We start from the raw sequence: 12403 nt of genomic DNA, 5'->3' as shown, positions 1-12403 counted from the left end.
ACGGACGGCTGCCGCCCGTCTGTCGGGGGCGCATCGGCGCGGCTCTGTTCTCCACCTCACGCCCCGAAATTAATTTAAAATGTAATCAGCTAGTACTTGGATAGTTTATTTAGCAAATCTCGATTGGGAAAATGGCTTATTATTATCAAATATGATACGCTAAGGGGAATATTCAAGAGTAGAAGTAGCCTAAATTCGAGGAGATGAGTAGTCTCGCTCTCGTGCCACTGGCCCCAGCCGTCTCGCCGGACCTGGTTGGACTCGCTCCTGTCCTCTTTGTCCTGCTGACTGGCGGGCTGGTCGGTATGAGCATCAAGAACATGTTCGACTCGATCCTGTCGGACGACGAGAGCGGGGACGCGAGCGACGGCGGCGGTGGCGATGAAATGGCCGACGGCGGCGGCCTGATGGCCGATGACGGCGGTGGCGGCGGTGATGATCTCGGCGGCCTCGGTGGGCTCGACGATGGCGGCGACGACATGGGCGGGTTCGGCGACGACGAGTTCGGCGACATGGAGGACGCCAGCGGCCCCGATACCGATGAACTGGAACACCGCCTCGACGAACTGGAAAACGAGGTCGGCAGCCTCTCCTCGACGGTCAACACGGTCCGGACGGAAAACGAGAGTATCTCCGAATCCGTCGAGGAGACCGAGGAGAACGTCCGGAAGCTGCTCGATATCTACGAGATGGTCACCCGCGGTGTCAACCCCTTCGCCGACGATGTCGACGGCGGCATGGGCGGCATGGAAGGTGGGGGTTCTTTCGGCCTGTTCGACGACGACGGGAGCGACGAGACCGAGGAGGATATCGACGACGATGTCGCCAACGCCGACGCGGAGGGCTTTTTCGACGAGGATCTGACGGAGGACTCTGGTGGTGACATGTCCATGGACGACGGCGGCGTCGACGACATGTTCCCCGACGACGACGGCGACGACATGGGCGGCTTCGAGGACGATGGCGGGTCGTTCGACGAGGAATTTGACGACTTCGACGACACGGAGGACGACATGAGTATGGACGATGGGATGAGCATGGACGACGGGGAGAGCATGGACGAGGACGGCGACGACGGCGATGGCGGCAAGTCGTTCGCGGAACTCAAAGACGAGTACGAGTCCGGCGACGCCGAGTGGGCCGAGGGCGAGGAACCCGAGGGCGAAGCGGACGACGAAGACCTGCTTGGCGATGAGGACGATGATCTGCTGGCCGACGAGGACGACGACTTACTCGCCGAGGACGACGGCAACGATGCGGACGCGCTGGAAGACGATGATCTGTTCGACGAGGTCCTCGATGACGACGGAGTTGACGAGGGTGAAGCGGCTGCGGCGGCCGAACCAGAACCAGAACCCGAGCCGGAGCCAGCGCCTGATCCAGAGCCGGTCGCGGAGCCTGAGCCCGAACCGGAGCCGGATCCAGAGCCCGCGACGACACAGACTGAGACGACCGCAACTGACAGCGACCAGGGATCGACGGCAGACAGCGATTCCGACGCGGCCGCTGATGACGACGGCAAGCCGTACCTCTCGACGATGCCGGAAGGGTTCGCGGCGGACCTCATCGTCGTCGAGTGGCTGGAGTTCCTGGTCCAGCGCTCGGGCTACCGCGAGACGGCGCGGGCCATCGACTACTACGAGACCATCGACTGGATCGACGAGTCGGTCGCCGACCAGCTCAAGGAGTACCTCCGGGGCTTCGACGACGTGAGCGACACCGGGGAGGGGCTATCTATCGACCACCACACGGAGAGCTTGCACTACATCTCGCAGCTCGACAGTGACAGCGGCGCTGACGCCGTTGCGCTCTCGAAACTGGTGCGTGGAGGTGGTTCCGATGGGATTCAGCGTTAGCGGTTCGGCGGCCCTCATCTTCGTGGCCGCGTTCATCGGCTTCGGGATGTTCTACTCCGCGACCGCCAACAGCTTCGAGCGCGTCAACGACGCCCGCGAGGACCAGCGCGACCGGCTGCTCGACCAGCAAAACACCGACATTTCGATTGTGTCGGCAACCTGGAACACCACCGGCGACGAGGACCTCGTCGTAACCGTCGACAACACCGGCTCCGAGACCCTCTCTGTGGAAGAAACCGATCTCCTGGTCGACAACGACTACCTCTCGGGCTACGAAACGACTGTCGACGACGAGCGCTCGACGGATATCTGGGCGTCACAGGAGCGGTTAGAGATTACCGTCTCCTCGATCAGTCAGCCCGACCGGGTGAAAATCGTCACGGAAAACGGTGTCGCCGACACGATGGTGGTGACCTAACATGGCGAGCGTCTCCGTGTCACACCTGATCCTGTTCATCGCGTCGATGGCCATCGCCGCGAGCGTGGCCGGCGTCTTTACGAGCAGTATCGGCGAGCTGAGCAACGCCGTCGCCGAACAGGGGCTGGACGTGAGCAGCGACGTGCGTAGCGACATTGAAATCATCTCCGACAGCGGTAGCAACACCATCAGCACCGGCGACACGATCACGATCCACGTCAAAAATACCGGCTCAGAGACGTTAGCGCCAGTCCCCGGGCAGATGGATCTGTTCGTTGACGGCGCCTTCGCCACCGACTACACGGTGACGCTGGAGCCCGATGGGGGAGACAGCTGGCGGCCCGGCGATGTCGTCCGCATCGAGATCGCGCAGTCGCTGGCTGACGGTGACCACCGCATCAAACTCATCGTCAACGGCGACGAGGAGGTGTTCGAGTTCCACAAATGAGTATCGCAAGTACTGACCTATTCTCGCTTGGCTTGGACGAGCACGACCGACTGAACAAGGAACTGGGCGGCGGTATCCCGCCGGGAAGTATCATCCTCGTTGAGGGTGACTACGGAGCCGGCAAATCAGCCATGAGCCAGCGGTTCACCTACGGCCTCTGTGAAGAGGGCCACGAGGTGACCTACCTCTCGACGGAGCTGACCGTCGGGAGCTTCCTCGATCAGATGCACTCGCTGTCGTACGACATGGTCGACCACATCCTCGACGAGGACGTGCTGTTCCTCCACGCCGATATCGGCGAGTCGAACGCGCTCACCGGCGGCGACGACCAGACCGACCGGAAGGAACTCCTCAAGCGACTGATGGAGGCCGAAGTGATGTGGGACGCCGACGTGATCGTCATCGACACCTTCGACGCCATCCTCCGGAACGATCCCAAGTTCGAGGCCCTCGTCCGGCAAAACGAGGAGCGACAGGCCGCCCTGGAGGTCATCTCCTACTTCCGGGACGTGATCTCACAGGGCAAATGCATCATGCTCACCGTCGACCCGTCGACGCTGGACGAGGAGGCCATCGGCCCGTTCCGGGCCATCGCCGACGTGTTCATCGAACTGGAGATGATCGAGGTCGGCAACGACGTGCGCCGGCAGATCAACGTCCTCCGCTTTGCGGGGATGGGCGAACAGGTCGGTGACACGATCGGGTTCTCGGTGCGTTCGGGGACCGGCATCGTCATCGAATCACGGAGCGTCGCCTAGAGGTGACCTAAGATATGACAGATCACGGACGTGCGAAACCGTCGGACGAGCTTCGACAGATAGCAGCACGGCGGCCCCACCTGCGGGACCACCTGAAGAAGTTCAAGCAGATCACCGGTGAGTTCCCGATGCTCATCGACGAGGCCGACGACGAGTACGAGACGAACCGGCCGAACGTACTCTACCCGGTCGGCGGCCCCATCTTCTGTCATATCTACGGCGACGTGGGCCAGGACATGAAGTACTACGCCATCGAGCCGGAGCTGGACGCGGACGAGCGGACCGTCTTCGGGAAGGTCCGGAACCGCCTGCTCCAGCGCAGCGTCAACAAGCCCGCGCCCGAAAACGAGGCCCAGTTCGACGACCGCATCGAGGAACTCCTGCAAGAGACCACCAAGGTCCGGGACGAGGACAGCGACAGCGGCGTCCTCACGCGCCTCTCGAACCTGACTGACGTGAGCAGCGTCGAGGTCACACAGGAAACCTACGAGAACATCCTCTACCGGCTGAACCGCGACATCGTCGGGCTCGGCCCGCTTGAGCCGGTCATGCGTGACCCGGCCAACGAGGACATTCACGTCATCGGCCGCAGCGAGTGCCACGTCGACCACGGCGTGTACGGCATGCTCGAAACCACTGTCGAGTGGCAGAGCGAGGAAGACTTCGACCAGTGGCTCCGCAACATGGGCGAACGGATGGGCGACCCCGTCTCCGACTCGGACCCCATTGTCGACTCGACGCTGCCGGACGGGTCGCGTCTGAACCTCATCTACTCCGACGACGTGAGTCTCAAAGGCCCTTCGCTCACCATCCGTCAGGGCGACGAGGTTCCCCTCTCAATCTTCCAGATTACCAAGTGGATGACGCTGTCGCCGCAACTGGCCGCGTATCTCTGGCTCTGTCTGGAAAACGAGCAGACGGTGTTCGTCGTCGGGGAGACGGCGTCCGGGAAGACGACGACGCTGAACGCCATCACCTCGTTCATCCCCGACGACGCCAAGATCTACACCGCGGAGGACACCGCCGAGGTGCTGCCCCCGCACAACACCTGGCAGCAACTCCTCACCCGTGAGGGCGAAGACGAGGGGACCAGCATCGATATGTTCGACCTGGTCGCCGCCGCGCTGCGTTCCCGCCCCGACTACATCATCGTGGGGGAGGTTCGTGGGGAGGAGGGGCGGATGGCGTTCCAGGCCGCCCAGACCGGTCACCCTGTCATGCTGACTTTCCACGCGAGCGACATCGTCTCGATGATTCAGCGTTTCACCGGGGAGCCGATCAACGTCCCCGAGACGTTCATGGACGTGGCCGACGTGGCGCTGTTCCAGAACCGCGTCAAACAGGGCGATCAGGTCCTGCGCCGCGTGACCAGCGTGCAGGAGATCGAGGGGTACTCCAAGGAGATGGACGGTGTCGTCACCCGGCAGGTGTTCAACTGGGACCCCGTCGAGGACGAGATCATCTTCCAGGGGATGAACAACTCCTTCGTCCTCGAAGAGCAGATCGCGACCCTTCTGGGGTATGAGGACACGCGTGACATCTACGACGACCTCCAGTTCCGCGCCGACATGATCGAGCGGGCCATTCAGGAGGGAATTCTGGGGTATCACGAAGTCAACGACTTCATTTCGGACTTCCAGCGTGACGGCGTCGAAGGGATCCCGTTCAACATCGCCAGACCCGACTAACGATGGCACAGGGCGAAGCCGAGAGCGACATCGACCTGACGATCACCGAGACGATACAGTCGCTCGTCGAATCCTATCGCCAGATGCCGATCCCGCTGGAGCGGTATCTCTTCATGATCCTGCTGCCGGCCGTCGCCTTCTTCGTCATCTCGACGGTTGTCGCCCTGGTGTTGAACCAGCCCTTCGCGGTCCGGGCACCTATCCCGCTGCTTGGCTTCCTGGTGATGGCCTCGGCGATTTTCTACCCGAAGATCCTCCTGAGCCAGCGCAAGCGCGAACTCAACAACCGGTTTCATCTGCTCATCACGCACATGACCGTGCTGGCGACGACGAAGATCGACCGGATGGAGGTGTTTCGGACCCTCGCCAAAGAGGACGAGTACGGCGAACTGGCCATGGAGATGCACCGAATCGTCCAACTGGTCGACACCTGGAACCTGAGTCTCGACGACGCCTGCCGCCGCCGCGCGAAACAGGTCCCGAGCCGTGCCGTGTCGGACTTCTTCGACCGCCTCGCATACACCCTTGGGGCCGGCCAGGGACTCGACGACTACCTCCTGACCGAACAGGAACAGATCATCCAGCACTACTCGACGGTGTACAAGAGCTCACTCGACAGCCTGGAAGTCATGAAGGACCTCTACCTCTCGATGATTCTCTCGATGACGTTCGCGCTGGTGTTCGCCGTCGTCCTCCCGGTGCTCACTGGCACGAACCCGACGATGACTGTCAGCGCCGTCATCGTGATGTTCGTCTTCGTCCAGACCGGCTTCTACCTCGCCATCCGCTCGATGGCCCCCTACGACCCGGTGTGGTTCCACCCGGTCGACTATCCGTCGCCGATTGAGTCCAAGCTCAACAAATCGATGGCTGCCGGCGTGGGGCTGTCGATGCTGCTCGTGTTCATCACGCTGGGCGGGATGCTTGGCATCTCGCCGATCATCCTGAACGACCTCCTTTTCATGTTCGATGAAGTCCCGCTGCCCCTCTATGCCGCCGTGCCGATAACCCCGATGCTCATTCCCGGCATCGTCTTCCGGCAGGAGGAACAGCGTATCAAGGACCGGGACTCCGAGTTCCCGAACTTCATCCGCGCGCTCGGTGCGACCGAGGGCGCGAAGCAGTCTACCACCGGGGCGGTGCTTCGCACCCTCCGCAAGAAGGACTTCGGTGCGCTGTCACCCAACATCGACAACCTCTACAAGCGACTGAACATGCGTATCGAGCCGACGGCCGCCTGGCGGTTCTTCACGGCAGACTGTCGCTCCTACCTCATCCAGACCTTCTCGGAGATGTACCTCATCGGCCGCGAGATGGGTGGGTCGCCGAAGCAACTGGGCGAACTCATCTCCGAGAACATGAACCAAGTGCTGCAACTCCGTCAGAAGCGCAAACAGGCGACGACGACCCTTGTTGGCCTCCTGTACGGGATGACCGCCGCCTCGACGTTTGCCTTCTTTATCGGCTTGCAGGTCGTCAACATCCTCGCCGACATGTCGCTCAATCTGAGCACCGGCAGTCGGCTTGATGCCGCTTCGCTTATCAACACGAGCGTCTACAACATCCCGCTCATCGAGTTCCTCCTGATTATTATTATCATGTTCGGCGCGATGCTGTCGTCGCTGATGATCCGGACCGTCGACGGCGGCCACAACGCCAACACCTACATGCATTTCGTGATGCTCACGTGGATCGGCGCGATTACCGGGACGTTTACGAAGTGGTTGGTGTCGCAGTTCCTGTCCATCTAAATTTTTACTTCGGAGGGTGTCCTCGGCCGCTTTGCGGCCTGCGGGCACCCCCACTCGCAAAAATTTAGTACAAAAACGACCTCCGAGTCGCGGCCTGGGGCCGCGTTCGGAGTGAAACCGCTCGCTCCGCTCGCGGTACATCACAACAGCCTCAGCACAGCCTTCCGTATGCCTGCCCTTCCCCGGGTCGCGCCACGCAGGGCGCTCCCGGCCTGCGGCACCGCGACAGCAACTCCCAGAAAGCAACGCCACAGCAGTACCGCGACAGCTACCCCTCGAAGCCGTCTTCCCAGCGGAACAGGCCGTCTTTCTGGACGACTTCGCCGTCGACTTCGAGCCGCGACCCCTCACCCATCGTCGTGATGAGGTCTTCGTGGACGGCGCTGTCGTTGCCCGATTCACCCACGGGGAGGCAGGCGTCGTACGCGCGCCCGAGCGCGAGGTGGACCGTTCCGCCCATCTTCTCGTCGAAGAGGATGTTGTCGGTGATGCGGTCGACGCCGCGGTTCATCCCGATCCCGAGTTCGCCCAGTTGGCGGGAGCCGCCGTCCGTCTGGATAATGTCGTCGATGACCGATTCGCCCTGTTCGGCCGACCAGTCGACGACGACGCCGTCCTTGAACGTCATCTCAACGTTTTTCACGCGGCGGCCCTGTATCGTCATCGGCACGTCGAAAGTGACGACGCCGGCGGTGTCGTAGGGCGCGGTGAACACCTCGCCAGAGGGGAGATTGTGCGAGTCGTAGGCCACGCTGGCGGCGGAGTTGACGGCGATGCGGCCGTCGATGAACAGCGTGATATCCGTGCCGTCGGCGACGATTCGGATCTGCTCGCCGTCGTCGAGGATGTCCTTCAGTTGGGCCTGCTCTTCCGCCAGCGCCTCCCAGTCCCGTAGCGTCGCGTCGTAGACGAAGTCCTTGTAGTCGGCGTAGGCCATCCCGGCCTGCTGGGCCATCGCCCGCGTCGGGTGCTGGGTCGACACCCAGTCCGTATCCAGACGGGCCTCCCTGATTGCCTGTCGAGCCGTCGAATACGCCTGCCGCTGGTCGCTGTCCACGTCGGCCGTCTCGGTGGTGTTTCTCGACCCTTTCAGGAACAGCACGCTGTCGGCCCGTTCGTACAGCGCCAGTTCGTACTCGGGGTCCTCGGTGAATGATCCGTCATGGGCATTGAGGTAGGCCCGCGTGAGCTCGTCGGACTGGTACGTCGACAGGAGGTTCGCGCCGCGGTCGCCGAGCTGCTCGGCAACGGCGACTGCGAGGTCGCGGGCACCGTCCTCGACGGCCACGACCACGTCGTCGCCCGCTTCGATGCGAGCGCTCCAGTCGACGAGGGTCCGGGCGTGTTCGCGTATGCGATCGTCCATATTTCCACCAGGGGCGGCCGGGTCAAAACGGCGGTGATCGCCGGACAGCACCGTCTGCACTGAGCGTATTCCGTGTATTTTTTGCGTCCGTGAACGGGAATTACCTGTGCAGTACGGGACAGAACTCGTGGCAGGAACTCTCTCCACGCCCACGACAGCCGGTTGGCAACGGCACCATGACTGACGACGGCACGGCTGGTGTTCGTGCCGCGCTTTTCCGGATACTGTCGGCTGTACTCACATGCGGACCATTCCTCGTGGTGGCGGATAGCTACACGAAGGCAGGACCAACAGTACGACGAACCGCAACCCCTACCTGTTCGGTCGGCGACCCCCCGGTATGGAACTTGGCGTCATCGGACTCGGACGCATGGGCCGCATCGTCGTCGACCGCGTACTCGAAGCCGGCCACGAAGTCGTCGTCTTCGACATTGATGAGGAGAGCGTCGCCGACGCGGCCGACGCGGGGGCTCGCCCTGCGTCCTCAATCGAGGACCTCGCCGAGCAACTCGGTTCGGAGAAGCGCATCTGGCTGATGGTCCCGGCCGGAGACCCGGTCGACGCCGCGCTGGACGAGTTGGCTTCGACACTCGACGACGAGGACATCGTCGTCGACGGCGGCAACTCGTATTTCGAGGACTCAGTCCGCCGGGCCGAATCGACTGCTGCTGCATATCTCGACTGTGGTACCTCCGGCGGCCCGGCCGGTGCGGAACTGGGCTTCTCGCTGATGGTCGGCGGCCCGGAGTGGGCCTACGACGAACTGGTCCCCGTCTTCGACGCCGTCGCAACTGGCCCCGACGGCCACGACCGGATGGGACCGGCGGGCTCCGGCCACTACGTCAAGATGGTCCACAACGGCGTCGAGTACGCGCTGATGCAGACCTACGGCGAGGGCTTCGAACTGCTGGCAAACGGCCGGTACGACCTCGATCTGGAATCAGTCGCCAACACCTGGAACAACGGGGCCGTCATCCGCTCGTGGCTGCTGGAACTCTGCGAGGAGGCGTTCCGCGAGGAGGGCAACGACCTCGGGGACGTGGCCGACCGCGTCGAAGGCGGGTCGACCGGGACCTGGACGGTTCAGGAGGCGCTCGAACAGGAGATCCCGGTGCCGCTCATCTACCAGGCGCTGGCCGAGCGGTTCGGCTCGCGGGCCGACGACGGTCGGTTCTCGCGGCGGCTCGCCAGCCGACTCCGGTACGGCTTCGGCCGTCACGATGTCCCGCGCCGCGAGTAGGGTCTACTCGTAGCGGCTGGATTTTCGTGTCCCGCTCTGGCCGAGGGCTGCCCCGTCCAGCGGTGTCGGCGGCGTTTGCGCGCTGAAACAACAGCTAATTAAACCAGTATTCCATAGCCGGACACATGGTAGAACTCGTTGGACTCGCCGCCGGGGCCACGCTCACCCTGATAGTGGTCGCGCTCCACTACGCCAAAGGGACCGGTTGGGAGGCACCGGAAGACATCTCCCAGGAGGTCCTCGAGCAGCGGGCCGCGACAGTCCCCGAGACGGACTTTCCGGAGCCGTACAACCGCTCTATCGGCGGTGGCGGTGCCACAGCGATTCCGGCCGGCGAGGCCGAAGGCGAACTCGGCGAAGGCGAGGAGGCCGAAGAGGAGGACGCAGGCTTCGACCCCGATGATATCGCTGACGACGAGGTCGAGTACTACGAAATCGAATTCGCCAAGGAAGGCACGACGATCGAAGTCGCCAACAACGAGCCGCTTCTCGACGCCGGCGAAGAGGAAGGCTGGGACCTCCCCTACGCCTGCCGCGAGGGCCAGTGTATCTCCTGTGCCGGCCACATCGAGGACGGCCCGGCTGAGGATTACATCCGCCACAGCAACAACGACTCGCTGATGGACGACGACATGGAAGAGGGGTACTGCCTGACCTGTGTCGCCTATCCGACCAGCGACTTCACACTCGAAACCGGCGAGTCGCCCTGACGCTGGGGTTCATAACCGTTAAGACGGACTGCCTGATACCGTATTTTGCGGGCGGCTAGTTCAGCGGACAGAACGCCTGGTTCCGGACCAGATGGTCGGGGGTTCAAATCCCTCGCCGCCCGTTTTTCGGCGAACGAACGTGAGCCGTGAAAGCGGTCCGAGGATTTGAATCAGAGAGTGGAGCGAAGCGGAACGACCGTGGTTCAAATCCCTCGCCGCCCGCTATTCTGCGAGGAACGGACATGACGAGCGAATAGCAACACAAGAGCGGTTTGAACCTTGCCAGCGGCGCACAATAGAGTAACACATCTATAACTCGGCCGCTCTCTATCGCCTGCTCTTTCTCGAATAACGGTATGTACTGACAGTAGCGTGCATGAATATAACTGAAAATACCGATTTGGGAGCAGATTCTCATTTACGAATGTAAAATAAAGGAATAGACGATATGAATTGAGAAATATATTCTCATAGGTATAAAACACTCAATATAGAACCGCTTTGGGGAGAATAAGAGGTGCTTCTGTCCTATCCAACGGTATTTCGGAGGATATGGATGGCTCGTTACTATATTCCCGTTTCCCCGGCGGCTTTTCGCATGATCGACCTCCTGTGATCTCACACCTGGAGCGACAGCCCCAGCGTGGAGCCGGCCGGCGCATCAACGACGACCGTGCCGTCGCCGTGGTTCTCCGGTTCGATTCGCTCGGGCGTGAACCGCTCGGCATTGGTTTCGGTCGAGTACAGGTCCGCGGGCAGGCCGCCGAACAGCGCCTGTGCGTCGTCGAGTTTCACGTCATCGCTCTCGACGGTGACGGTGACCTCGCGGGCGTCGTCCCGGTGGAGGTTCGACAGCGTGACGTACACCCGACCGTCCCGCTCGGAGGCCGAGGCGGTCACCAGCGGGACCTCGTGTTCGCCGTCGGTGCTGAACTCGTTCCCGATGCTCTTGACCGCGCGGACCTCGCTGTCGACGACCGTCCGGAGCGCGGTTGCGCCCATATGCCGTTTGTAGAGGTCGAAGACCTGGTAGGTTGGCGTCGGCCACGCGCTGTCCTCGTCGGTCTGGACGAGACACTGGAGGACGTTGACCGTCTGGGCGATGTTCGCCATCGTCACCACGTCGGCGCGCTCGTTGAGGTCATCGAGGACGCTGGCGGCGGAGAGTGCATCACGGACCGTGTTCGCCTGTTCGAGTCCGTTGTCGAACACCGCCTCCGGATGCCAGACGCCCCATTCGTCGACGATGATCCCGATGTCGGTGCCGGGGGCGAACAGTTCGAGGGCCTCCGCCGCCCGGTCTACGTCCTCGCCGACCTGTTGCGCCCGGGCCAGCAGGCGGTAGTACTGGTCGTCAGTGAACTCCGTATCGCTGCCGGCGTGGTGGTAGCGGTGGACTGACAGGTGGTCCATCAGGTTGTACACCGTCCCCTGGCCGATGGAGACACATTCGGCGAGGTGTTCAAGGAACCGCCGGTTCCAGCTATCCGTGATGTGTCCGCAGGCGACCAGTTCGAGGGACTCGTCGGCCATCACGCGGTCGAATCCCCGGAGGTAGTTCGCGTAGCGGCGGAACTGCTCGGCGTACTCCTCGGGGCTGAAGCGGCCCCCACAGCCCCAGTTCTCGTTGCCGATCCCCCAGTAGGTGGCGTTATGTGGCTCCTCGCTGCCGTTGTCCGCCCGGAGCCGCGTCAGCTCCGTGTCGCCATCGTAGTTGCAGTACTCCGCCCAGTCGACGGCCTCGTCGGGGTTGCCCGCACCGACGTTGACGGCTAAGTACGGCTCCGTCCCCAGCATCTCACAGAGATGCATGAACTCCTCGGTTCCGAACGCGTTGGACTCTTCGGGGACGTTATCCCGCCCCTGCGTCCACCACATATTCCGTCGCCGAGGCCGCGCTTCGCGGGGTCCCAGCCCGTCCGTCCAGTGGTAGTCGTCGGCGAAACAGCCGCCGGGCCACCGCAGTACCGGCGTGTTCAGGTCCCGCAGCAGTTCGACGGTGTCCATGCGGATGCCGTCCTCGGTCGGGACGCGGTCGTCGTCGCCGACCCAGATCCCCCCGTAGATGCACCGGCCGAGATGCTCGGAGAGCTGGCCGTACACGTTGGGGTCGATCCGCCCGACCGGGTCGTGCCGCGCCACGTGGACTTCCGTTTGCATATCCCATC

Annotated in this window: 10 protein-coding genes and 1 tRNA gene; 9 read left to right on the top strand and 2 right to left on the bottom strand. The window is 62.7% G+C overall.

Annotated features, from left to right (window positions below; translation table 11 throughout):
- The first annotated feature begins 203 nt into the window (after positions 1–203).
- Genes NDI54_RS00440 through flaJ form a run of 6 tightly spaced genes read left to right on the top strand, consistent with a single transcriptional unit; the run spans position 204 to position 6919 of the window.
- Positions 204–1856 (top strand): FlaD/FlaE family flagellar protein, encoded by a 1653-nt coding sequence (locus NDI54_RS00440; RefSeq protein WP_310894530.1) that lies wholly within the window; start codon positions 204–206, stop codon positions 1854–1856.
- Complete coding sequence (locus NDI54_RS00435; protein WP_310894529.1) at positions 1840–2274, top strand: flagellin; 435 nt, start codon at positions 1840–1842, stop codon at positions 2272–2274. The genes NDI54_RS00440 and NDI54_RS00435 overlap by 17 nt, the downstream gene beginning before the upstream one ends.
- Before the next feature lies 1 nt (position 2275).
- Positions 2276–2722, top strand: a complete 447-nt coding sequence (locus NDI54_RS00430; RefSeq protein WP_310894528.1) for a flagellar protein G — start codon at positions 2276–2278, stop codon at positions 2720–2722.
- On the top strand, positions 2719–3480 hold the full coding sequence (locus NDI54_RS00425) for an ATPase domain-containing protein (RefSeq protein WP_310894527.1): 762 nt from the start codon (positions 2719–2721) through the stop codon (positions 3478–3480). Before NDI54_RS00430 ends, NDI54_RS00425 begins: the two co-directional genes overlap by 4 nt.
- 14 nt (positions 3481–3494) lie before the next feature.
- The gene (locus NDI54_RS00420) at positions 3495–5168 is read left to right on the top strand and encodes a type II/IV secretion system ATPase subunit (protein WP_310894526.1); all 1674 of its coding nucleotides are present in this window, start codon (positions 3495–3497) and stop codon (positions 5166–5168) included.
- Positions 5169–5170: 2 nt separating this feature from the next.
- Positions 5171–6919: an archaellar assembly protein FlaJ gene (gene flaJ / locus NDI54_RS00415; protein ID WP_310894525.1), complete on the top strand. Its 1749-nt coding sequence runs from the start codon at positions 5171–5173 to the stop codon at positions 6917–6919.
- Between the two features lie 268 nt (positions 6920–7187).
- On the opposite strand, the gene NDI54_RS00410 is transcribed toward flaJ, so the two are convergent.
- Positions 7188–8285 (bottom strand): aminopeptidase, encoded by a 1098-nt coding sequence (locus tag NDI54_RS00410; protein ID WP_310894524.1) that lies wholly within the window; start codon positions 8283–8285, stop codon positions 7188–7190.
- A 340-nt stretch (positions 8286–8625) separates the two neighbouring features.
- Here NDI54_RS00410 and gnd point away from each other — a divergent pair, with 340 nt between their 5' ends.
- The 3 genes from gnd to NDI54_RS00395 all read left to right on the top strand — a co-directional run bounded on the left by gnd (position 8626) and on the right by NDI54_RS00395 (position 10357).
- The gene (gene gnd / locus NDI54_RS00405) at positions 8626–9525 is read left to right on the top strand and encodes a phosphogluconate dehydrogenase (NAD(+)-dependent, decarboxylating) (protein WP_310894523.1); all 900 of its coding nucleotides are present in this window, start codon (positions 8626–8628) and stop codon (positions 9523–9525) included.
- Positions 9526–9650: 125 nt separating this feature from the next.
- Positions 9651–10235 carry a 2Fe-2S iron-sulfur cluster-binding protein gene (locus tag NDI54_RS00400; protein ID WP_310894522.1) on the top strand — a complete coding sequence of 195 codons (585 nt, stop codon included), beginning with the start codon at positions 9651–9653 and terminating at the stop codon, positions 10233–10235.
- A 49-nt stretch (positions 10236–10284) separates the two neighbouring features.
- Positions 10285–10357 (top strand) — tRNA-Arg (locus NDI54_RS00395).
- A gap of 496 nt (positions 10358–10853) precedes the next feature.
- Here the strand turns inward: NDI54_RS00395 and NDI54_RS00390 are convergent.
- Positions 10854–12395, bottom strand: coding sequence for an alpha-N-arabinofuranosidase (locus NDI54_RS00390; RefSeq protein WP_310894521.1), 1542 nt, complete (start codon positions 12393–12395; stop codon positions 10854–10856).
- Positions 12396–12403 lie beyond the last annotated feature (8 nt).

This window comes from Haloarcula terrestris, assembly GCF_031624315.1.
GTDB lineage: Archaea > Halobacteriota > Halobacteria > Halobacteriales > Haloarculaceae > Haloarcula > Haloarcula terrestris.
This window is presented reverse-complemented; position numbering and strand designations above follow the sequence as displayed.